The organism is Snodgrassella sp. B3882, assembly GCF_026535915.1.
Lineage (GTDB): Bacteria > Pseudomonadota > Gammaproteobacteria > Burkholderiales > Neisseriaceae > Snodgrassella.
The window spans coordinates 263,011-288,637 of record NZ_JAFNPF010000001.1; the positions used below are offsets into that span (position 1 = coordinate 263,011).

Genomic DNA, 25,627 nt, shown 5'->3' on the forward strand with positions numbered 1-25,627 from the left:
GTTTGCCATTTTTTTATTTATAGCTGCTTGGAGGTTTAAGGAACATGAGTTCAGTCAGCGAACAACAAATTAAAGATTTAACGGCCTTACTAAATCGTTATGCGCATGAATATTACGATCTGGATGCACCTACGGTACCGGATGCAGAATACGATCGACTGTTTCGTGAATTACAAGCACTTGAGGAAAAGTATCCACAATGGCGCCAGCCAGATAGTCCGAGTATGCGTGTTGGCGGACAAGTTCAGCAACGTTTTGCTGCAGTCGTACATCAAATTCCGATGCTATCTTTGAATAATGCCTTTTCACCGCTGGATGAGCATAACCAATTTAATCACAGCGAAATGCACGCTTTTGATAAACGAGTGAAGAATGCACTGGGTACTGAACCTGAATATATTGTTGAGCCAAAATTTGATGGTTTAGCCATCAGTTTAGTTTATCGGCAAGGTTTATTGGTTCAGGCTTCAACGCGTGGTGATGGCTATACTGGCGAAGACGTCACTGAAAATGCCCGTACAATTGTCAATATCCCTTTGTGCTTACATGGAGATAAAGTGCCTGATGTATTAGAGGTGCGCGGTGAAGTTTTGATGTTAAAAGCAGATTTTGAGCGTCTTAATGCCCATCAACAGGCAGAGAATCAGAAAACCTTTGCCAATCCACGCAATGCAGCTGCTGGTAGTTTACGCCAGCTTGATCCCAAAATTACTGCTCGTCGTCGTCTGCATTTCTATGCCTACGGCATTGCGCAATTGGATAAACAATTTGTGCCGACTAGTCATAGTCAGGAGTTGAACTTGTTAGCTGGTTTTGGTCTGACCATTCCGCCACAAGATACCTTATGTGGGCAGGCAAATATCGATAAAGTGCTTGCCTTCTATGAGCACATATTCCAAATCCGAGCTGATTTACCCTTCGGTATTGACGGTGTTGTCATTAAAGTAGATAGTTTGGCTCAGCAAGAACAACTGGGTTATGTTGCTCGGGCACCGCGCTTTGCCATTGCACAAAAATTTCCGGCTGAAGAAATGCTCACCACGGTTGAAGCAATTGATGTACAGGTAGGACGAACAGGTGCAATCACACCAGTAGCCCGGCTAACCCCAGTTTTTGTCGGTGGTGTTACCGTGACCAACGCAACGTTACATAACGAAGGTGAAGCACAGCGCAAAGATGTACGTCAAGGGGATACTGTGATTGTACGTCGTGCCGGAGATGTGATTCCGGAAATTGTTTCCGTGGTATTGGCCCAGCGACCCATGATAGAGGAGCCAGCTACGGATCTAAATACACCAGCTCCGGCTATACCGAAATATCCACCATTTCGTCTGCCTGAACATTGTCCGGTTTGTGGACATGAAGTTGTGCGTGAAGCGGGAGAGGCAGTGGCACGCTGTAGTGGAGGTATGCTTTGTCAGGCGCAGCGAGTACAGGCACTGATTCATTTTGCGTCCCGTCGAGCTATGGATATTGAAAACCTAGGAGACCGACAAATAGAATTGTTGGTGGCTCAGGGAAGGGTGCATCATTTCGCTGATGTCTACCGATTGCAATTAGACGATCTTTTGGCCATGAAGCAACAAGCTAAGCAAGAGGCAGCAGATGCTGATCAGGCTGCTGCGGATGAATTGGCTTTATCAACAGGCGGGAAAGCTGGTAAGCAACAGCCTACCAAATGGGCAGAAAATATTCTTGCCGGTATTAATGCCAGTCGCCAACGACCACTAGCGAATGTGATCTATGCTTTAGGAATTTTTCATGTGGGCGAGCGCACTGCTAAACAGTTGGCACAAGCTTTTGGCGATTTGGCTACGCTGACACAGGCGACAGAACCATTATTGGCTTGCTTGCCTGATATCGGTCAAGTTGTCGCTCATTCCGTTGCCTATTTTTTCAGTCAGGATGACCAGACAAGTCAGTTACAAGAATTACTTGATGTCGGAGTTGATCCACAACCGGAAACCAGACGCATGAATTTGAGTGACTATTTTGCGCCTGAACGCGTGTTAGCTCGCTTGCCTGATGCTGGATTAACCGAAACGCGGGCAGTAAAACTTTGGCAACTCGCAGGAAATGAATGGTCAAACTTATTAACCGATAAAGCCCTGCCTGAAAGCTGGCAGAATTGGTGTGCACTACCAGAAAATCGTACATTACTGCAAAAAACCATTTCTTTACGCGAACAGTTACTTGCTGCACAGCCACAAAAAACCGTGCCTGCTGCTAATGAGGCAGTAGCCGGCAAAACCTTCGTATTAACCGGCACCTTACCTAGCTGGTCCCGTGACGTGGCGCAGCAACATATTGAAGAAGCCGGTGGTAAAGTGAGTGGTAGTGTATCCAAAAAAACTGATTATGTGGTAGCGGGGAGTGAAGCAGGCAGTAAACTTAGTAAAGCTGAATCACTTGGTGTTACCATACTAGATCAGAGCTCATTGATGACTATGTTGGGAATAAAAGAATAATGAACATCAAACCAATCCGTAAATGTGTTTTTCCTGTAGCCGGTATGGGGACGCGGTTTTTGCCGGCTACCAAAGCCAGCCCGAAAGAGATGCTGCCAATCGTGGATAAGCCTTTAATTCAGTACGCTGTCGAAGAAGCAGTAGCTGCTGGCTGTACTGAACTGGTTTTTATTACAGGGCGTAACAAGCGCTGTATTGAAGACCATTTCGATAAAGCGTATGAGCTGGAAACAGAACTGGCCTATCGGAATAAAAATAAACTATTGGATTTTGTACAAGATATCTTGCCACCTAATGTTACCTGTCTGTACATTCGTCAGCCGGCGGCGTTAGGTTTGGGTCATGCTGTATTGTGCAGCCGAGCAGCTATCGGACAGGATCCCTTTGCTGTTGTATTAGCAGATGACCTCATCGATGCCCATCCTGGTGCATTGAGCCAAATGATGGAAGTTTATCAGCAAACCGGATCTAATGTGCTGGGCGTGGAGACAGTTGATCCACAACAGACAGGTGCTTACGGTATTGTAGAAGTGACCCAACATAACGAGTTTGACTATATCCAAAATATTGTTGAAAAACCTCATCCGGATGAAGCACCATCACAGCTTGGCGTTGTCGGCAGATATATATTATCAGCTCGAATCTTTGATTTTCTAACCAACTTACCCTTGGGGGCAGGTGGTGAAATACAACTTACCGATGCAATTGCCCGTTTGCTGACTGAAGAAAAAATGATTGCTTATGCTTTTAATGGCAAACGTTATGATTGCGGCGATAAACTTGGCTATCTTGAAGCCACAGTGGCTTATGGAATGAAACATCCGATAGTCGGTGCAGAATTCAAACAGTTACTACAACGGATGGTGTGTTAATTACACAGTGAAGGTAAACTCATTACTGATACTTATTAAGCCTGCAAGCTGATGCGAGCAGGCTTTAATTACCTTTTAATCACTAATAATACTTTAAGTTATTTCGAATAAATTTTTATTGCCAAAATGATTAAATTCAAAGATTGAATAAAGCTGAATGCCTTATTCCATCTAATATAACAACTGGATATAACAGCTAGTTAAATACCATAATTTGCATTGACGTTAAACTTTATTTTTACCATTTGAAATCCCAATTTCAAAATGAATTAATGATTAATTTATTTGTTTATTCTAAACTTTAAAAAATATATAAAGATTGAGCTCATAAAATTTTAGTCTTTATTTAAATCATATTTAGGTAATTCTGACCAAAAAAGATTAATCTTTTCACATGGCATCATTGATGCCTCAGTGTCATGCGGAGATTTAGTAGAACTAAGGGGTTTTAACCTTAGAACTCAGAGACTTAAGCCTTAGAAATCACGCATAAAATGGACTTAAATAATTTTATTTTTATATAATGAATTGGCATCATTATGCAGTTGTTAAAAACCATACTGTCTTTAGACTCTTTCTTCTCAAGAATAAGCCTCTTTTATTTAAAAAAACATAAAAAAATTATATAGGAATAGATGATTTAAATGTAAAATAAGCCTGTCTGAATGCAAATCGGATGGTAACGCAAACTGTATTTCTGGCAGTAAAGTGCATAGCGAATGCAGCTATAGATTAGCCAATAGATTAATACTGCATTATCAACATGTATTCTTTGCATACTGCGAACTGTATGAAAGACACCTCCCTGTCACGGAGATTTTATTGAATAGCTCATCGGTAGAGCAATTGGTCAGGAACCAATAGGTAACAGGTTCGAATCCTGTTTCAAAACCATGTAGTTAAAATTGTATTATCCGTAGTACCAGTCAGTAAATAAAAGTGAGCCAAGTAGCTAAGGCTTAAATATGGTCAAACCGGTTAACCTTAAGCATTCTGATTAATGAGTTTGTTCGGGATAAAAAAACCGGATAGCAGGCAAAATTTTTTTAATTAATTTCGGGTTTTTATGTAGAAAGGACAAAAAAATTTCCCCTGTTATTTCGTTACTTAATCCGTTTTACTCTATTTATTTTGTTTGCTGACTGGATTTTTAGGAGAAAGAAAATGTTAAAAAAAATTGATGTAAAAAAAGGGGAATTGGCAATAATATTTAAAAAAGGAGAAATTCATACCATTCTTTCAGCCGGCACGCATATTTTATGGGATCCATTTTTCTCTTTGTCATATTGTAACGTGGATCTGGCCGAAAATCGTATATCGACTTCTCTTGCAGATAAGTTGCTTAATTTTTACCCGCATTTAGTGGAAAAATATTGTCATTTTATCAAGGTCGCTGATAATGAGATCGCATTGCGTTATGAAGATGAAATGCTGGTGGAAATACATTTCCCTACTTCAAACGCCATGTTTTGGCAAGGGTATAAAACTCATTTGGTAAAAAAAGTCAATCTTGAACAAGGCTATCGTTTACCAGATGATATAGCACTTGAACTGCTACAGGCAAGAAATACCCATAGAATAATTAAAGGTTTGAATGAATTAATATTACATCACTTTATTGATGAGCAAATAGGAACCCTGTTTGTTGACAATCAGTTTGTACAGATTATTGCACCGAAAACAGTAATAGGTCTATGTGAGTTCCAGCATAAGCTAATACTTGGTCAATATAAATTATTGAACAGCCGAATCGAAGATCTTTTAGCCGCTACCATTGAACAAAATGCTCCAGAACAATTACAACAATTTTGTGTGCAAATGCAAGTAGGTGCAAATCAGGTTGGTTTGCGCTTTGAGGATGATTTGTTGGTTGAAATACTGCCACCTGGAACCAAACGATTATATTGGCTGAATAAATGTAAACAACACATGCAAACTATTGAGCTGAATGAAGGATATGAACTTTCAGAACAGCTTGTGCAACAAGTGTTGCAACCAAAATTACGTAAAAAAGATGTCATTGGTGACAGCAATGTGCTGATTGCTCAAATACCTGCATATCATGTAGGTGTGCTAACCGTCAATGGGCGGGTTGAAAAATTACTTGATGCCGGCATCACCGCATATTGGCGATTTAATCGGGTAATCACCGTAGAAATAGTTGATACGCGCCTGCAAACATTGGAAATCTCTGGGCAGGAAATTTTAACCAAAGATAAAGTCAATTTGCGTATCAATCTGGTCGCCAATTGGCGTTACAGCGATGTACTTGTGGCTTTTGCCAAGACTGCTCAGCCCGAGCAACTACTCTATCGGCAATTGCAATTTGGTCTACGTGAAGCAATTGGCATGCGCACATTGGATGAATTGCTAGAGAATAAAAATCTTCTAGATGAAGTTATCAGTGCCTATTTACACAAGAACATGGATGGTTTCGGAATAACCCCTGAAAGTATAGGCGTAAAAGATATTATTTTGCCGGGTGACATGAAAACTATTTTATCTCAGGTGGTGGAAGCAGAAAAAGCAGCACAGGCTAATGTCATTCGTCGACGCGAAGAAACTTCCGCTACCCGGTCCCTACTCAATACGGCCCGCGTAATGGAAAACAATCCAGTGGCTTTGCGTTTAAAAGAAATGGAAACACTCGAGCGCATTGCTGAGCGGATTGACAAAATTTCCGTAGTTGGGGGACTGGATCAAGTATTGCATGGATTAATCAATATTCAAGCAAAAAAATAGTAAACAAAAACCTTTTATCATGCCATCAACTTTGGCATGATAAAAGCAGGGATTAGAAATGACTCAATATAATGTGTTGCAAGCGGAAAATGCAAAACCAATTAAAATGTGGACACAAGGCGTATCGGTCGAGGATGGAGCAAAAAATCAGCTAATCAAAACAGCCCAGTTACCATTTATCTTTAAACATATAGCCGTCATGCCCGATGTCCATATAGGGAAAGGATCGACTATCGGAAGCGTTATCCCAACCATAGGTGCAATTATTCCGGCAGCCGTGGGCGTGGATATCGGCTGTGGCATGATTGCCGTACAAACCTCCTTAGTGGCAACTGATTTGCCCGATAATTTATTGTCTTTGCGTCAAGTTATCGAAAAAGCCGTGCCACATGGCATGCCCTCCAAAATAAGTGGACGACATAATGGTAGCTGGCAAAATCCCCCTCCAATTGTTTATCAATACTGGCAGCAACTGGTACCGGGTTTTAAAAAATTAACCGCAAAGTATCCACGATTGTTAAAAGCCAAGAATTACAGTCATTTAGGTACACTGGGTACCGGCAACCATTTTATCGAAATCTGTCTGGATGAAGCCGATAGCGTGTGGATAATGTTACACAGCGGCTCACGTAGTATAGGCAGTGTGATTGGCACCTTTTTTATCGAAATGGCGAAAAAAGATATGGAAATCCATATTAGAAATCTACCCGATTCAGATCTGGCTTATCTTCAGGAAGGGACAGAGCATTTTCAGGACTATGTCGAGGCCGTGCATTGGGCACAGGAATTTGCACGACTCAATCGCGAAGTCATGATGCATAACGTTATTGCTGCAATGCGCACAATCATAACCAAACCATTTACCACCCATCTAGCCGCCATTAACTGCCATCATAACTACGTGCAGAAAGAACAACATTTTGGAGAAGAGATATATATTACCCGCAAAGGTGCTGTATCAGCACGTAAAGGAGAATTGGGCATCATTCCGGGTTCAATGGGCACCAAAAGCTATATAGTCCGTGGATTGGGTAATGAAGAAAGCTTCTGCTCCTGTTCGCATGGAGCAGGGAGAGTAATGAGCCGCACCGATGCGAAAAAGCAATTCACCATAGACGATCAAATTAAAGCCACCGCCCACGTTGAATGCCGCAAAGACGCCAACGTAATCGATGAAATACCGATGGCCTATAAAGATATCGATGCCGTCATGACCGCACAAAACGAATTAGTGGAAATCGTGCATCAGTTACGGCAAGTGGTCTGCGTAAAGGGTTAAAACCACTATGCCACTCTATGCTTTAAACTGGTTTCTAGGTAAAGTAAATGCCCTGATTACTTTGAGTACTATTTAATCTTGTTATGGTTTTCTAATACTTTTTTCACAAAAAATATGATGCTAAAAATTGGTAATAAAATGATTTTACTATCTTTAGAAAAAATATTTTGCCATGTATTGGTGTTATTCAAAGCATAATAGCATCGAATTAATACTAAAAAGGTCAGATATCTATCTGACCTTTTCTAATCTATCCTAACCTTATCAATAAATAGTTTCCTTAATTTCTCGCCACCCAATACGTTTAAAACCTACTGGGCACATAGGTATCCCTCCTAATTCAATATATTCACCACTAGACAGATGCGCGCTGGGTTTTACGCGTAAACAATTCTCGTTTGGCGTAATATCACCAGGGATTTTTTGTTGACCAGACCTACCTGCATTAAGTGAATTGTAATGATTAATTCCCGATACCATTACACCAATAAAGCCATTTATACTATAACTACTTTGAATGGTATTTTTATTCTGATCAAGAATAAAGTGCGGGTTATTTTTATCAATCTGTCCACCATTGCGGCTGTCAAACTGTGTAATGCGTGACTGTATGTTGGTGGATTGACTAGAATGTTTAATCTGACATGGATCACTATTAGGACCTTGATTTCCGTTTTTCTTTTGCAAATCATAGGATCTGGTAATCACCATACCAGTAGAGAGCAGCTGACTGAATGCAGTTGTCACCCGTTCACCATCAGTATTGAGCATGAAATACCAGCCTTTATACTTGGCAGAAGAGAAGGGTAGTGAGGATAATTGCCCAGTATTATTGCTATAACTCATGGTTTGTTGCAATAGTTCACCCTTATTCACGGGAGAAACCGTTTTTTGTTCATAATCGTCATAGATACCATATATAGCTTGTTGTTTTTTCGATTGCAGATCTGATTGATAAAGATCACTTCCAGTACCAAAGACCACAATGACTTTATGTGCAGCATTTGGATCTTTATCATCGTGAGCGGCTTCAAACAAAACTGGTGCCGTGGTAATTGGACCATCAGCGGTGAAAATTTTATTAACCGTCCAATTATCGGGATGAGGATCGCGAATATCAAAGCGGTACAGATTTCCGCCATAATCACCAGCATAAACCAGATCAGCTACGCCATCATTATCACTGTCAAATACCACCGGACTGGCCAATCCGCCGTTGCCATCTGCAGCCGTCAGCTTCTTAACGAGTTGACCTTTCTTGTCACCAATAACGCTATAACTTTCTGTTCCTACATCCACACCCAAGACATCATAAATATACAGTGCAGACTCATTTTCGTGGGTTTCCTGATTAGGGAAATTTACCCCATTATTGATAAATGCCAGTTCGCGCAGATGGGTATTATAAGTATCCCTGGCAGCATTTTGCTCTCGGTTGACACGGGTAATGGCTACGGCAGGTGTGCCGATTGTGTAACCGAATTGATTATTAAAGCCACTCGGTGTTTGAAATAAAAACAGTTCATGGTACCAACTGGCATTCTGCATATTATCCGCAGCAATGGATTTCCCGGTAGTCAGACTTTTACCACCGATATTCAACGCAAACGCACCGCGTCCAGCCTGACCCATATTAGAGACCATAAAAATCTGTTGCGATTTATTCGGTAGTTTGGGCGTTTGAACCACGGTAAAGCCACCATTAAGCAAATAACGATGAGGATGGTTGGTGTCTTTGCCATAATTATTGCTGGTCAGATCTGTGTAATAATGGCTGACCAGATCGGAGCCATCGGTACTGTTACGTTCAATCGACATCGGCATGTAGTTGAACTTCAGATCATATGGGTTGGTATCGCTGTTGGCGGCACGAAATACATACACCATGCCATCATTGGCGGAGGTAATCAGATATTTTTGTTTGTTGAATTCTGTTTGGCCGATGGTTTCGATGGGATTATTGATGATGTCGCCCATATTTCTGGTGGAACCAAAACCAGATTTTTCAGGACGCTGGCGATAATCGAGTACAAAGCCGTTTTGTTTGATCTGGTTATCGGCAGTGCTGCGGCTAAACCAATTGAGTAAACCATCACGCCATTCCAGATTATTCAGATTATTGTTATCGGCAAGTTTAAACGAATCATTTTTTAGACCGCTAAAGAGACTGCCAGAAAAAAGATAGGACTGGTTGCCATCATTCAAAACCAGTTGGCGATTTGCAAAAGAGGGCTGTTTATTGCAATCATTTTTGTCCGCAGCATTTTCATCTTTGGGATGAAAACACAATTGGCTGCTCCAATGCTCAGTATCGACTCTGGATTTGATCAACAAATTTTGCTTTGAGGTAGAAGATTCACCCATAATCGGTGTAGTAGTGGTAATGCTTTCTTTCTGTTCATTTGTCTGAGCTGCAATTTCTTTGAAGATATCTTCAAAGGCTTTTAAAACCGTATCAGGAGTCATGGCATTGAAATAATACCGTGCATTAGGATTGGTAACAGGGTCATAGTCTGGCTTAGGAGAAGCAGCATTTCTCATTAGTTCAACCGCTCTTCTATTACCATTAGCATCTAAACCAAAACTAATGGTGAAAGTTTGTGCAGTCTGAGTAAATGTAGGCGTGTGTCCAGGCAAATGAGCCAATGGGTCAGGAGCATCCCAAGGCTGTCCAGCATCATCGGTTAGGCGGCGGTCTGAATGCTTGGTAGTTTGAACATAATTTTCTCCCCAATTATCTACAATAGGGGAATTATAGATGTATTTACCAAAATTTTTAGTGCGCAGTGTTTCAGTGTAATAACTTAGAGCCAATAGATATTCGCGATTATAGTAGCTAAACATATTTTCATTTCGGGCCACACTACCATCGAAATAACCATCGTAACCAAAATCTCGACCATTGCGTTGTAAAGTTGAATCAGTTATGGGCTCTTTGGTATCAGCCTCACCATCGGATAAAATGATTAAATAGGATTTCTGACAGCGGTATTTCAACTTATTCATTAAAGTATTTCTGACTACGGCATTGATTCGGGCAAATGTTGGTGTGCCCCCATTAGCATATAAACCTCGTTTTCCTTTGTCTGGATTACCCTTAATTGTATCGATAACAAATTCATAATTCTGTAATTTCTCTGTGTCATAAAATTGATTATATTCAGGGTGGGTATCTGTAGCAAAGTAACCCCAACTCCCGGTTATAGGATTTCGCTTATATTCATATTCAGTATGGCTATTTAGAGGTTGAATACTATAGTTGAAATCATTGCGATAGGTGTTGATAATTTGTTCTAATATATTGTTGACCGTAGACATTCTCGTGGTACTATGGCAGTTCTGCGGATGTTTATAATCAATGATGGTTGAATCATTATCGGAGAGCTCGGTTGGACCTGATATTGATCCTACAAGAACTTCATCAGCACTCCAAGGATCTGTATCCCATTGTCTGCAAGACCAGTAAATTTTACCCAGATAGGTGTATTTAATTTTTGTTATGCATGTCATCTTACGGTAATGAGCATAACATTGGCGTTTGATAATCGTATCCATACTCCCCGAATCATCAATAAAGAAGGTAATATTCGGTTTGACAGAATAGCCAGTAGTTTGAATAGATTGACTTTGCAGGTGAAGTGGCGTATCAGAAAATTGATTCACGGCATATGAATAAGGGTAATAAAATAACGCCGTTACACTCATAATGATATATTTAAATGTTGTTCGATGTGCACTATGTGTCGTAAAAATCATTACTTCCCCAATAATGAATAATATGCAAAACAAATAGCACATTTGAATACATAAGTAAATATAGGTTATATAATATTAAATTCTATTAAGTAATATATAAATTAATTGGTTTTATTTGAAATTTATAGTTTTTTGTCCAGATTAAAGTCTGAATTAATAAAATAAATTCCAAAATTATGATGAAATATATTTAGAAAAATTAATATTAATCAAATATTATTTTTTTAAAATATGGGTTAGATAAATATTATCTAAATTAAGATGAAATTCACTGTTAAAAAATGATTGATTTAGTTGAAGGTTCTACATTATGAATATTAATTAAGGATTATTTTAAATTTAAAATTGCTTTACATCAATAGTTTAGAATTGAAACTTTGATGAAATAATTAATGAAAGAATGTTTAATTTTTATACTCAAACATTAATAAGATTAATGCTTAATATTTTGACTATCAGCGATTGTTCAAAAGGTTTTACCATCTAATAGTTAAAAATCAATCTATAACATGACCCATTTACTTAATTGCTCATACCTTGCCTTTAAGGTTAATGAATAAATCATTAGAGATATGAGCAATAAAAATTAAATTAGCTGTTAAACCATGATTTAACTCTTCAGTTTTATAACGTAAGTTTCAATTTAAACAATCTTCAATCCCGATATATTTTTATCATCTAAATAATTAAATATATTGCCTGTTATTCATTGATTACCTTTGATAAACCGACCCTCTATTATTTTCGTAGGAGAACTCTCATTTTTAGTGAAAAAAACTGAAATTGAATATCTTTTATATAAGTTTGATACTGAGTTGAATTCAGATTACAGATGTTATGATAATTGTACAAAATGATCTAGTTAAAAGAATGCAATGTATTAAATACTATTTTCTTTACCAACACGTTGTTAATTAACTTCAATATTCGTCATAAAAACCATATAGGTCTTGCAGCTATTCCTTCATCCGTGTTTCTCAGTCTATTTAACATCAAATTACACTTATACTATTAAGACTGATTTTGTTGTATAGGCAAAAAAACAGTTAAACTTTCACAATTATTTCCAATTGATACAATGTGCAAAATATTGATTAATTACAATTATTATATATAAAAGAATAATGTTAATTTAAAGCAAAAATTTCAGTATGGATACAGATTTTATGGTTTAAGCATATAGAGTAGTTAGGTAAGCTTTTTTTAAGGTATATATTATTTATTACCTTGATGAACCAATAAGCTGCCTTGCTGGTAAAATACACGTTCTCATCTTTTGTATCGATATTAGATATATATATTTAAATTTAGAATTAAATGGAATTTAAGCATGGCCATCAGCATTCAGCAACGAGATCAATTACAACGTCAAATATGGAAAATTGCCGATGAGGTAAGGGGGGCTGTCGATGGTTGGGATTTCAAACAATACGTACTTGGCACCTTATTTTATCGCTTTATCAGTGAAAACTTTGCTGATTATATGCAGGCAGGCGACGAGAATATTGATTATAAAACAATCTCTGATAATGAGATTACTCACGAAAACAAACAGGATGCCATTAAATCCAAAGGCTATTTTATCTATCCGAGCCAACTTTTTTTTCATACTGTTGCTAAGGCCAATACCAATAACGACTTAAATCAACATTTGGCCAATATTTTTAATGCAATTGAAAGTTCAGCTATCGGTTATCCTTCTGAAAACGATATTAAAGGATTATTTGCTGATTTTGACACTACCAGCAACCGCTTAGGTAATACCGTAGAAGATAAAAATAAACGGCTAGCTGCGGTGCTCAATGGCATCGCCGAGTTGGATTTTGGGCAATTTGAAGATAACCATATAGACGTGTTTGGTGATGCTTATGAATATTTAATCTCTAATTATGCTTCCAAAGCCGGTAAATCAGGAGGAGAATTTTTCACCCCGCCACATGTATCCAAATTAATCGCACAATTAGCCTTACATAATCAAACCAAGATCAATAAAATATACGATCCCGCAGCCGGCTCAGGCTCTTTATTATTACAGGCAAAAAAACAGTTTGATAGGCATATCATCGAGGACGGATTCTATGGTCAGGAAATTAACCATACCACCTATAATCTTGCCCGTATGAATATGTTTTTACACAACATCAACTACAATAAATTTGAAATCGCCTTGGGCGATACACTACTTAATCCTAAGTTTGGCGACGAAAAGCCATTTGATGCCATTGTTTCCAATCCGCCGTATTCAATAAAATGGATTGGCAGTGATAACCCAACTTTAATCAATGATGACCGCTATGCTCCTGCTGGCATACTGGCGCCAAAATCCAAAGCCGATTTTGCTTTTATTTTACATGCATTAAGCTACTTGTCCGAGCGAGGGCGGGCAGCAATTGTTAGCTTTCCGGGTATTTTTTATCGCGGTGGCGCTGAGCAAAAAATCCGCAAATATTTAATCGATAATAATTTTGTCGAAACGGTGATAGCACTGGCCCCAAACTTATTTTATGGTACCTCGATTGCGGTCAATATTCTGGTACTGGCAAAAAACAAAACTGGCAAAACCACGCAATTTATTGATGCCAGCAAACTGTTTAAAAAAGAAACCAATAACAATATCCTCACCGATAAGCATATTGAAGAAATTGTGCAAGTATTTGCCAGCAAGCAAGACGTCGAATATTTTGCTAAATCGGTTGCTAACCAAACCGTTGCCGACAACGACTATAATTTATCGGTCAGCTCATATGTGGAAGCCGAAGATACCCGTGAAATTATTGATATCCATAAGCTTAATGCAGAAATAAAAGACACTGTTTCTAAAATCAATAGCTTACGAAGCCAAATTGATGCAATTGTAGCGGAGATTGAGGCATGAGCAATCGTAATAACATAATTGAGTTGTTGAAAGCTGTTAAGGTTGAGTTGAAGAGTTTAGATGAGATAGCAAATTACGAACAACCTACCAAATATCTTGTTACATCGACAAATTACAATGATGAATACAAAACGCCTGTTTTGACAGCTGGTAAAACTTTCATTTTAGGCTATACTAATGATATAGATGGAATTTATACAGGAAAAAATAATCCAGTTATCATTTTTGATGATTTTACAACTGCAAATAAATGGGTTAATTTTGATTTCAAAGTTAAATCTTCAGCAATGAAAATTATCAGTTCAGCTGATGCAGAAAAGTATCATTTAAAATATATTTATTATTGGATGAATACACTCCCAAATGAAAAGATAGATAATGATCATAAGAGACAATGGATTAGTAATTATGCTAATAAAAAAATTCCAGTGCCTTCTTTTTTGATTCAATCCGAAATCGTTCGTATTCTAGACACTTTAACAGAGCTCACAGCAGAGCTCACAGCAGAGCTCACAGCACGAAAAAAACAATACGATTATTATCGTGATAAATTATTGACCTTTAAAGAGAATGAGGTTGAGTGGAAGACATTAGAAAATTTAACTTTATCAACAAGCAATATAAAATGGAAAGAAACTGATCGAGCTTATAAATATATTGATTTAACTTCTGTTAGTCGTGAAACTAAATCAATTATTGAAACAACTAAAATAACAGCTAGTAATGCACCAAGTAGGGCACAGAAGGTTGTTGAAGAAAATGATGTTATTTTTGCGACAACTCGTCCAACACTGCAAAGATTCACGTTAATAGATAAAGAGTTTTCAGGAAACATTGCAAGCACAGGTTACTGCGTTTTAAGAGCAAATTGTAATTATATTTTACCTAAATGGATTTACTACAGTATTTCATCTACACGATTTAATAATTATGTTAATGAAAACCAAAGTGGCACTGCATATCCTTCAATTTCAGATGCAAAAGTAAAACAGTTTAAAATCCCCATCCCTTCACTTAAGGAACAAGCCCGTATCGTTGAAATCCTAGATAAATTCGATGCAATCACCACTTCACTCAGCGAAGGTTTACCGCGTGAGATTGAGTTACGTCAAAAACAGTACGAATACTATCGGAATTTATTATTGAACTTTCCTAAGGTGGAAGATAAATAAGACAAGACAATCGGAATATGCATAATACACTGATCAATATTGCTGAGCAGATTGATAGAAACGCCCAAAACGGAAAAAAACCAACTGATTTATGCCTTTAATGGCACTGGCAAAACCCGTTTATCGCAAACGTTTAAAGAGTTTATTGTATCGCAGAATAAAGCGGATGAAGAAGACAGTAGTGCCTTAACACGGCATAAAATTTTTTACTATAACGCATTTACAGCGGATTTATTTGTCTGGATTAACGATCAATATCAGCAGGGCGAGCATCAAAAAAGCATTCCATCCAATTCATTTACGGATTGGATTCTGCAAGAGCAAGGGCAGGAGCAAAATGTGGTCAGATACTTCCAAGCTTATACTCAGCAAAACCTAACGCCACATTTCAATGAGGATTTTTCTGCTATTACTTTTCGTCCGCAGCAGGAAATGATCAGTGTATTGATAATATTAAAATCTCCAAAGGAGAAGAAAATAATCTAATTTAGAGTATTTTTTACACTGATTAGTTTAGTGTTTACCGAACGCAATATTGCAGAAGAAAGCGAGCGTTCCACTCATGAGTTTGACCAATTACGTTATATTTTTATTGATGATCCGGTAAGCTCATTAGATGAGAATCATCTGATTCAATTGGCAGTGGATAGCGCAAAATTAATTAAAACGAGCAAATCTGATATTAAATTTATCATCGCTTCTCATAATTCACTGTTATATAATATATTTTATAATGAATTGGGATTAAAAAACAGATATATTTTAAGACGATTAGCAGATGGCTATTTTGAACTAAAAGACAAAATAGACGATTCAAACCACAGTTTTTCCTATCATCTGTATTTAAAATAGTTGCTGCAAGAAGCGATTTAGGAAAATAAAATTGAAAAATATTATTTTATCTTATCACGTAGCCTGTATGAAAAAACCACTTGTTTTTAAGCGATCAGCATTGATCAAACTTACTGCTTAATGATATAAGTATATTTAACATGGTTAATTAATTTTGCCAGTCATTCAACCCTGTGCTATGAAAGGGTTACAGAAGCTTCCGGATCTATAAAACAAATTATTGCCTTTTTATTGAAGCATTTACTCGAAAATTATAATTTTAACGAGCAGGAATAGAAGATGGTCAATTACACAACTCCCATTGCCGAAACAGATCACTATATTATTTTAGATAACTACACCAAGCTTGAAGAGCCGGCAACAGCCTATCAAACTGAAAATGAATTAGAATACGAATTGATTCAGGATTTAAGCCGTCAAGGTTATGAATATCTGCCTGAGCTAAATAATCAGCAGAAATTATTGGCTAATATTCGGGTGCAGTTGCAAACCCTCAACAATATGCAGTTTAGCGATGAGGAGTGGCAGCGATTTGTATTAGAGTATCTGGATAAACCTAATGAATCGATGGTCGATAAAAGCCGTAAAATTCACCATAATTATATCTACGATTTTGTGTTTGATGATGGGCATATTCAGAATATTTATCTTCTTGATAAAAAAAACATCAGTAACAATAAATTACAAGTAATTCGCCAGTTTCGACAAACCGGTAATTATGCTAATCGCTACGATGTGACCATCTTAGTTAATGGTCTGCCTTTGGTACAGGTAGAGCTGAAAAAACGTGGCCTAGCCATTCGTGAAGCGTTTAGCCAAGTTCATCGCTACAGTAAAGAGAGTTTTAATCAGGAAAGTTCGCTGTTTAAATATTTACAGTTATTTGTGATTTCAAACGGTACCGATACCCGGTATTTTGCCAATACCACCAAACGGGATAAGGCCAGCTTTGATTTCACCATAAATTGGGCAAATGTTAAAAACGAACCGATTAATGACTTAAAAGATTTTACCGCTACCTTTTTTGCTAGCCGTGTGCTGTTAAGCGTGTTAACTACTTACTCGGTTCTGGACATCAATGATACTTTATTGATTATGCGTCCTTACCAGATTGCCGCAACCGAACGGATCTTATGGCAGATTATCAGTGCTTATCAGGCCAAAAACTGGAGTACCTTATATAGTGGAGGTTTTATCTGGCACACCACCGGATCAGGAAAAACCCTAACCAGCTTTAAAGCAGCGCGCCTAGCCACTGAGCTGGAATTTATTGATAAAGTGTTTTTTGTGGTGGATCGTAAGGATCTGGATTATCAAACCATGAAAGAATATCAGAAATTCTCAAAAGACAGTGTCAATGGTTCGGATAGTACTGCTGGTTTGGAGCGCAATATTGAGAAACAAGATAATAAAATTATTGTCACCACCATTCAAAAACTTAATAATCTGATAAAAGCGAAGGATGATTTAGCAATCTATAATCAGCATGTTGTGTTTATTTTTGATGAGGCGCACCGATCACAATTTGGCGAAGCACAAAAAAATCTGAAGAAAAAGTTTAAAAAATACTATCAATTCGGTTTTACTGGTACGCCAATTTTGGACGATAATGCGTTTGGCGAAAAAAAAACAGAAAAGGTATTTGGGCGTGAATTACATAGCTATTTGATCACCGATGCCATTCGGGATGAAAAAGTACTTAAATTTAAAGTTGACTATAATGATGTACGCCCGCATTTTAAAGCGATTGAATGTGAGCAAAATTTGGACAAACTCAGTGCCGCCGAAAATAAGCAAGCGTTACTGCATCCCAAACGGATTGAACAGATCAGCCAATATATTCTGAACAATTTTAACCAGAAAACACATCGCTTGAGGGGTACGGGTAAAGGCTTTAATGCCATATTCGCCGTAAGCAGTGTCGACGCAGCAAAGCTGTATTATGAGTCATTAAAAAAGCTGCAAGCAGCATCCATTAAACCATTGAAAATTGCTACAATCTTTTCCTTTGCTGCTAATGAGCAACAAGACCCCGCAGGGATCATCCCTGATGAAAGCTTTGAAACCAATGCTTTAAGTCAAAGTGCTAAAGAGTTTTTAGCTTCTGCGATTGATGATTATAATCAAATGTTTAAATCTAACTATAATGTTAGCAGCGGGCAATTTCAAAATTATTACCGTGATTTATCTTTGCGCGTTAAAAAGCAGGAAATTGATTTATTAATCGTCGTGGGCATGTTTTTAACAGGCTTTGATGCGCCAACCCTCAATACCCTATTTGTCGATAAAAATTTACGTTATCATGGTCTAATTCAAGCCTTTTCACGCACCAATCGCATTTACGATGACACGAAAGCGTTTGGTAATATTGTGGCATTTCGTGATTTAGAACAAGCTACTATTGCTGCGATTAAAATATTTTGCAAAAAAAACACTCAGAATGTGGTATTAGAAAAAAGCTATGATGAATGCATGCAGGGTTACACCGATGAGATTTCCGGTGAAATCCATAGTGGATATATAGCTCTTGTAGCTGAGCTACAGCAACGTTTTCCCCATCCAGATCAAATTGTTACTGAAAAAGATAAAAAAGCGTTTATTAAATTATTTGGCCAGTATTTGCGTGCCGATAATGCATTACAAAATTATGATGAGTACATTGCTTTAAAAGCATTGCAACAGCTGGACCCGACAGATAAACAGGCGATTGAACAGTTCAAAGCGCTGCATTATGTTTCAGATGATGAGTTTGAGCAAATGCAAAAGATTAAGTTACCATCAGAAAGAGCCATTCAGAATTACCGCTCAGCTTACCATGATATTCGTGATTGGTTGTACAGGCAAAAAGCTGCAGAAAAACAGGAGCAGTTAACCATTGATTGGGATGATGTGGTTTTTGAGGTGGATTTATTAAAATCACAAGAGATTAATTTGGATTATATTCTGGAGTTAATTTTTGAGCAGAATAAACAAGACAAAAATAAACAAATCATTGTTGAAGATGCACAGCGTTTAATTCGTGCCAGTTTGGGTTATCGAGCCAAGGAGGAATTGGTTATTGAATTTATTCAACATACCGATTTGAGTGCAATTGCTGATAAAACCAATATGATTGATGCCTTTTACCAATATGCCCAACAACAGCAACAAGCCGAGGTAATTGCATTAATTGGCGAGGAAGAGTTAAATGAAGCTGCCACTAAACGTTATATCTCATCTTCATTAAGACGTGAATATGCGACGGAAAATGGCACTGAGCTAAACGAAGTCTTGCCCAAAATGAGCCCGCTTAATCCGCAATATTTACCCAAAAAACAAAAGGTGTTCAAAAAAATTGCTGAATTAGTTGAGAAATTTAAGGGTATAGGTGGTGAAATTTGATGGTTTATTATGAAAAAGAGAAGAATTGGATAGGATTAACTTCACTTTCTGATAAAAAATTAATGAATTCTAATGTATTAAGTTGACCAAATATATTTGTTAATTAATAAGTCGTTAACAATTCCGCACTAAAATGCTCGCTAAAACTTTCGTTACTGGCTTGCATTCCCTTTATTATCTATGGGCTTATAATATTCCTACATTGAATGCGCTAACGTGATAATCAACCTGTATTATTAACTATTTTTTGCTAATAATAAATTATTTAAAATGAATGAATTGTGCTAAATTGTTTAAATGCACAAATAAAATAGTGTATGATCGTTGCTTTAATACAGATTATATATGTTGAGAGATAGGGTAGTTTCCCTATTGATTAATCATTCGCAAACCATGCTTAGGTTAAATTTTGGTTTTTAGTTGCGGATTTAACGCAATAATTCAAGGATAGTATGGATAGTTTAGGCTAATCAAGAGAAATTTTTTTGTTTAAGAGTCAACTGTAGTTTTAATATTTGATATCGTGTATTCTATGTTTATTGAAATGTATGGTTAAATGTCTATTTTCCATAAATTGTATTAAGTATAAGCACTAAGTTTATTCCGTGCTGGTATTGTTTTTATGGCTTTATTAATTTTAAAATAATAATTTAGTTTCAAAAAGTTGGTATCAGATTTAAAGTTCTAATTATATAGTTTATTGATGAGGAGTAACCAGTAATCAAAAAAGGATGGCAATAGCCATCCTTTTGCGTTTTGTATAACTCGTTAAATATCGACTTGCGCATTCAAAGCGTTGTTTTCGATAAATGCTCGCCGTGGTTCGACTTCGTCGCCCATTAGGGTAACGAATACATCATCTGCGGCCATGGCATCTTCGATTTTGACTTTGAGTAGGCGGCGCACGGTTGGGTCCATGGTGGTTTCCCACAATTGCTCGGGATTCATCTCACCCAGTCCTTTATAACGTTGGATCCCCAGCCCTTTCTGAGCGTTGGTCATCAGTAAATCCAGAGCCTGAGCAAAACCAGATACTGTGGTGGTGTGTTCACCTTTGACAACTTCGATCTGGGCGTCCATCATGCCGCTGAGGGTGGCCGCAGTTTGACGAATAAGCTGATAGGCGCGCCCTTCAGCGAATTTCTGCTCCAGATAGCTGACCATTTGGTTACCATGCAATTGACGGGTAATTTTAATCATTTGCACTTCGTCATCGGCACCGATGCGTTCTAATTTTAGTTGATCATCATTAATGATACTGGTTAAAGCTGCTATGGCTTGGTCAGCAGAAGCTACGGTGTTGAGGTCTACATTTTCATTGTAGTGCAGCAGGGCTTTGAGTACAGCACTGTCGATAATACGGCTTTCTCGTTCCACCATATTGCGTGCCAGAATAAATTGTTTGGCAATCTCTGCCAGCGCATTGCCTTCCAGAGTACTGTCTCCAACAATCAGTTTTGCTTTGTCTAAAGCAAGACTGAGCAGGAACTGATCTTTTTCAAACTCGTCTTTCAGGTAACGTTCCTGTTTGCCGTGTTTGGCTTTGTATAGAGGCGGCTGGGCAATATAGACATAGCCACGTTCAACCAATTCAGGCATTTGCCGATAGAAGAAGGTTAGTAGCAGGGTACGAATATGTGCACCATCTACGTCGGCATCGGTCATGATGATAATACGATGGTAACGCAGTTTTTCGGGATTGAATTCTTCTTTGCCAATGCCGGCACCTAATGCGGTGATGAGGGTGGCGACTTCCTGACTGGCGAGCATTTTTTCGAAGCGGGCTTTTTCGACATTCAGAATTTTACCTTTTAACGGTAAGATGGCTTGAAATTTGCGATCACGCCCTTGTTTGGCTGAACCACCAGCGGAGTCACCTTCGACCAGATAAAGTTCTGATAATGCTGGATCCTTTTCTTGACAGTCGGCCAGTTTACCTGGCAGCCCTAGACCATCCATGACACCTTTGCGACGAGTGATTTCACGTGCTTTGCGTGCTGCTTCGCGTGCTCGAGCTGCGTCTACAATTTTACCGGTAATAATTTTGGCTTCGGTTGGATTTTCTTCCAAAAATTCGGACAAGGCTTTGCCTAGTACTTCGTTTACGACCGGTCCGATTTCACTGGAAACCAATTTGTCTTTGGTTTGTGATGAAAACTTTGGATCAGGCAGTTTTACGGACAGTACGCAGGTGAGACCCTCACGCATATCGTCGCCGTTGGTGTCTACCTTGGCTTTTTTGGCCACTTCATTGGCTTCAATGTAGTTGTTGATGGTGCGGGTCATAACCTGACGTAAGGCGGTCAGATGGGAACCACCATCACGCTGGGGAATGTTGTTGGTGAAACATTGGACATTTTCTTGATAACTGTCATTCCACTGCATGGCACATTCAACGCTCATGCCATCTTTTTCACCGCTAGCATAAAAGACTTTTTCATGTAAAGCGGTTTTGTTGCGGTTCATATACTGTACAAAACCAGCAACCCCGCCGCTGAAGGCAAAATTTTCATGTTTGCCATCGCGTTTATCGAACAGTTCAATGCTAACGCCGTTATTTAAGAAGGATAATTCACGTATGCGTTTGGCCAGTATATCGAAGTGGTAGTCGATATTGCCAAAGGTTTCGGTGCTGGCAAGAAACTGTACTCTGGTACCTTGTTTGTCAGTATCGCCGACTACCGCCAATGGGGCGACAGCGTCACCTTGACGGAATTCAACAAAGTGTTCTTTGTTGTTGCGGTAGATCGTTAGGCGTAGCCAATCGGAAAGGGCGTTAACTACGGATACACCAACGCCATGCAATCCACCGGAAATTTTATAACTGTTATTATCAAATTTGCCGCCTGCATGCAGGATGGTCATGATGACTTCTGCGGCAGAACGGTGTTCTTCTGGGTGCATATCGGTAGGAATACCGCGACCATTGTCTTCGATGGTGATGGAGTTGTCGGCATTGACAGCTACTGTGATGCGGTCGCAATAACCACCCAATGCCTCATCAATGGCATTATCTAAAACTTCAAATACCATGTGATGCAAGCCGGTACCATCTTGGGTGTCGCCAATGTACATACCGGGACGTTTGCGCACAGCATCCAGTCCTTTTAAAACTTTGATGCTGTCGGCGCCGTAATCTTCAGAGTGATGATCTGTCATAAGTATTCTTTACTAATCTGAAAAGCTGGTCATTTAGGTGTACTGGGGATATGGCCAGTTATTTTTGGCATTCATAAGCATGATAATAACTGGCTGAACACGTTAGACCAAAGGATATATTATAGCAGAAAACGTATTTTATTTCAGATAATATATCTATTTAACATGATGTTTTACATGCTGTTTATTGGAATCTGTTAGATTTTGCATAAAACTAAACTGCCGTGAGTCGATCTAAGATGATTTTTATTTCTTGGAAAGAACTGACGGCAGTTTTTAAGTTATTGAAATGACAATTATATACGCATCGGCATGACGATGTATTTGAAATTGGGGTTGTTGGGAATGGTGAATAAGGTTGAGCGGTTGGCATCACCAAAAGCCAGTTGTAAATCGTCTGCATGCACGTTGCGCAACACATCCATGAGGTAGTTGATGTTGAAACCAACTTCCAGGGTGTCCCCTTGATAAGCAATTTCGAGCTCTTCCCGTGCTTCTTCTTGCTCGTTATTGTTACAAGTTACGCTCAGTAATCCTGGCTGGATCTGTAATCGAGCGCCGCGGAATTTTTCGTTGGCCAAAATAGCTGCGCGTTCCAGTGCGCCGAGTAATTCGGTGCGGTTCGCCAGAAAAATTTTATCGTTATCCAAGGGAATGACGCGGTTGTAATCAGGGAATTTGCCATCTACTACTTTGGATACAATTATGGTGTCATTACAACGGAAGCGTACTTGGTTGTTGAGCAGTTCAATGGTGATGGGTTGCTCGGGAAACATCAGCAATTTTAGCAGTTCTAATACTGTTTTACGCGGCAGAATCACTTCAGCTTTAGGTAGGTCGGCATCGATGTTGCAAGCTGCATAGGCTAGACGGTGACCGTCAGTAGCAACCAGTCTAAGCTGATTGCCTTCAGTTTGCATCAATAACCCATTCAGGTAATAGCGTATGTCTTGGATAGCCATACTGTATTGAACCTGAGATAACATTTCACGAAAGGTTTCCTGTGACAGGGTGAATATGGTATCCACATTCTGTTCGACACTCATCAGAGGAAAGTCTTCGGCTGGCAGGGTTTGTAAGTTAAAGCGACTTTTGCCAGCTTTTAAAACCAAACGATTGTTGCTCCAGTCTAATGACACGATGGAGCCGGCGGGTAGGGCGCGCAGGATGTCCTGAAGTTTTTTGGCATTGGTGGTGATGCGAAAATCTTCAGCTTCACTTTGTGGGCCGATGGTATCAATCTGAATTTCCAGATCTGTTGCCAGAAATTTTGTTTCCCCCTGGTGGCTTTCCAATAAAACATTGGACAATATAGGCAGGGTATGGCGACGTTCAACTATACCGGTTACGGCTTGCAGCGGTTTAAGCAAACTATCGCGTTCTGCTTGTAATATCAGCATACTCTATATCCTTGATCCTTGTTTAATCTCGTAAAATCATCATTAAGGTTTCATACGCTTTCGCCGTTTCGGCATCATCTTTGCGTAGTTTGGTAATACTTTTAACTGCATGCATGACGGTGGTGTGGTCGCGACCACCAAATCCACTGCCAATGGCTGGCAGGCTAAGCTGTGTTAGTTCTTTCGCCAATGTCATCGCCATTTGACGCGGACGAGCCAGATTACGGGTACGCTTTTTGCCAACCATGTCGCTAATGGTTATGCCGTAAAATTTGGCTACGGTATTCTGAATGTGTTCCAAGGTTAAAGGTTTATGGTTCACAGCCAGTATATCTTGTAATGCTTCGGTGGCTAAACCCACATCAATTGGACGGCTAGCAAAGCGACTCTGCGCGACGACGCGCTTAAATGCACCTTCTAATTCTCGCACATTGCTGCGGATGTGCTTGGCGATGAAGAATGCTGCCTCATCCTCCAGTTTCACTTGTGCCAATTCGGCTTTTTTTTGCAATATGGCTACCCGCATTTCGAGCTCTGGAGGTTCTAATTCTAAACTTAGTCCCCATGAGAATCGGGATTTTAACCGATCGTCCATGCCATCGATATGTGATGGCAGGGTATCACATGTGAGTATAACTTGTTTTTTTTCATCTATCAGGTGATTGTAGACGTAAAAAAATTCTTCCATGGTGCGATCTTTGCCGGCAATAAACTGTACATCATCCATGATCAGCAGATCAACTTGCTGATATTGTAGTCGCATGGCATCGAAGGATTTGGCGTGAAAGGCGTTCATGATGCCGCGAATAAATTCATCGGCATGGATATAACGGATTTTAAATTTAGGATTGGTGGCAAAAAGCTGGTTACCAATGGCTTGCACTAAGTGAGTTTTACCTAAGCCGGTGCTACCGTAGACAAAAAACGGGTTATACATGCTGTTGCCGGGATTTTCTGCGATGGATAAGGCGGCAGCATGAGCCAGGCGGTTACCTTTACCTTGTACTAAGGTTGCAAAGGTATGTTCGGGGTTTAAGTTGGTATCGATGTAGCGGTTTTTTTTCGCTTGCTCGCTGGCGTTGTCTGTAGTTACAGAAGCTGGCAGCTCGCTTTTATCAGCTTTATTGGTTTTAGCCTTAATGATGATGTCATCATGCTGAGCCGTTTCTGTTGCTGTTTTTGGCTGAGTATGGCGTAAGCGTTTAGCAATGATGTCCTGCGCTGAGATGGTGCTTTTCAGTTCTGCTGGTTGTGCAGGCATCTCTGGTGCAGGATGGGATGTTTCGATGGAAGGTTCAGTAGCAGGTTTTGCTGATTCGGCTTGTGGTGCTTGAACTGAGGCTGTGGCCGAAGCCTGCAATAATTGTCCTTGTCCGATTTTTAACGTTAACGGAAGGGTATTTTCTGGATTGATGGCTAAACGAGCCTCTTCGATAGCCGACCAGAAGCGATCACGCACATGGTTAAATGTAAAGGTGTTGCGCGCAAATATCACCCATTTACCCTCTTCTTCACCCACGGTTAGGGGAGCAATCCACATTTGGTATTGCTGAGCAGGTAAATGTTGTTGCAGATGTAACAGGCACTGCGGCCAAAACTCGGTGATGGTCATGCTTCTGGCTTAACTTGGGGTGAATCGGAGATTAGGGCAAAATACAGATATCATATGAC

The 25,627-nt window shown here is 39.1% G+C and carries 13 protein-coding genes and 1 tRNA gene; 10 read left to right on the forward strand and 4 right to left on the reverse strand.

The genetic code is table 11. The annotated features are described in order from the left end of the window. Positions 1-44 precede the first annotated feature (44 nt). From ligA to J3U68_RS01260, 5 genes are all read left to right on the forward strand, one after another. The gene (ligA, locus tag J3U68_RS01240; RefSeq protein ID WP_267373700.1) at positions 45-2,468 is read left to right on the forward strand and encodes an NAD-dependent DNA ligase LigA; all 2,424 of its coding nucleotides are present in this window, start codon (positions 45-47) and stop codon (positions 2,466-2,468) included. 5 nt (positions 2,469-2,473) lie between these two features. Continuing rightward, on the forward strand, positions 2,474-3,340 hold the full coding sequence (galU, locus tag J3U68_RS01245) for a UTP--glucose-1-phosphate uridylyltransferase GalU (RefSeq protein WP_267376176.1): 867 nt from the start codon (positions 2,474-2,476) through the stop codon (positions 3,338-3,340). Positions 3,341-4,160: 820 nt separating this feature from the next. Then, positions 4,161-4,234, forward strand: a tRNA-Pro gene (locus J3U68_RS01250). Positions 4,235-4,504: 270 nt separating this feature from the next. Further along, positions 4,505-6,082 (forward strand): slipin family protein, encoded by a 1,578-nt coding sequence (locus tag J3U68_RS01255; protein ID WP_267373703.1) that lies wholly within the window; start codon positions 4,505-4,507, stop codon positions 6,080-6,082. A 58-nt stretch (positions 6,083-6,140) separates the two neighbouring features. Then, positions 6,141-7,361: an RtcB family protein gene (locus J3U68_RS01260; RefSeq protein WP_267373706.1), complete on the forward strand. Its 1,221-nt coding sequence runs from the start codon at positions 6,141-6,143 to the stop codon at positions 7,359-7,361. Between the two features lie 264 nt (positions 7,362-7,625). Here J3U68_RS01260 and J3U68_RS01265 read toward each other — a convergent pair whose 3' ends face one another. After that, positions 7,626-11,117: a PilC/PilY family type IV pilus protein gene (locus J3U68_RS01265; RefSeq protein WP_267373709.1), complete on the reverse strand. Its 3,492-nt coding sequence runs from the start codon at positions 11,115-11,117 to the stop codon at positions 7,626-7,628. Positions 11,118-12,447: 1,330 nt separating this feature from the next. Here J3U68_RS01265 and J3U68_RS01270 point away from each other — a divergent pair. From J3U68_RS01270 to J3U68_RS01290, 5 genes are all read left to right on the forward strand, one after another. Beyond that, complete coding sequence (locus J3U68_RS01270; protein ID WP_267373712.1) at positions 12,448-13,992, forward strand: type I restriction-modification system subunit M; 1,545 nt, start codon at positions 12,448-12,450, stop codon at positions 13,990-13,992. Then, positions 13,989-15,164, forward strand: coding sequence for a restriction endonuclease subunit S (locus tag J3U68_RS01275; protein ID WP_267373715.1), 1,176 nt, complete (start codon positions 13,989-13,991; stop codon positions 15,162-15,164). The genes J3U68_RS01270 and J3U68_RS01275 overlap by 4 nt, the downstream gene beginning before the upstream one ends. A gap of 39 nt (positions 15,165-15,203) precedes the next feature. Continuing rightward, positions 15,204-15,650: a hypothetical protein gene (locus J3U68_RS01280; RefSeq protein WP_267373718.1), complete on the forward strand. Its 447-nt coding sequence runs from the start codon at positions 15,204-15,206 to the stop codon at positions 15,648-15,650. Between the two features lie 30 nt (positions 15,651-15,680). Then, a complete protein-coding gene (locus J3U68_RS01285) occupies positions 15,681-16,016 on the forward strand; it encodes a hypothetical protein (protein ID WP_267373721.1) in 336 nt (111 codons plus the stop codon). A 279-nt stretch (positions 16,017-16,295) separates the two neighbouring features. Then, positions 16,296-19,397 (forward strand): type I restriction endonuclease subunit R, encoded by a 3,102-nt coding sequence (locus tag J3U68_RS01290; protein WP_267373723.1) that lies wholly within the window; start codon positions 16,296-16,298, stop codon positions 19,395-19,397. Positions 19,398-20,165: 768 nt separating this feature from the next. Here J3U68_RS01290 and gyrB read toward each other — a convergent pair. From gyrB to dnaA, 3 genes are all read right to left on the reverse strand, one after another. Then, complete coding sequence (gene gyrB / locus J3U68_RS01295; protein WP_267373726.1) at positions 20,166-22,556, reverse strand: DNA topoisomerase (ATP-hydrolyzing) subunit B; 2,391 nt, start codon at positions 22,554-22,556, stop codon at positions 20,166-20,168. Between the two features lie 296 nt (positions 22,557-22,852). Further along, positions 22,853-23,956 (reverse strand): DNA polymerase III subunit beta, encoded by a 1,104-nt coding sequence (gene dnaN, locus J3U68_RS01300; protein WP_267373728.1) that lies wholly within the window; start codon positions 23,954-23,956, stop codon positions 22,853-22,855. Positions 23,957-23,978: 22 nt separating this feature from the next. Then, positions 23,979-25,568, reverse strand: a complete 1,590-nt coding sequence (dnaA, locus tag J3U68_RS01305; protein ID WP_267373732.1) for a chromosomal replication initiator protein DnaA — start codon at positions 25,566-25,568, stop codon at positions 23,979-23,981. Positions 25,569-25,627 lie beyond the last annotated feature (59 nt).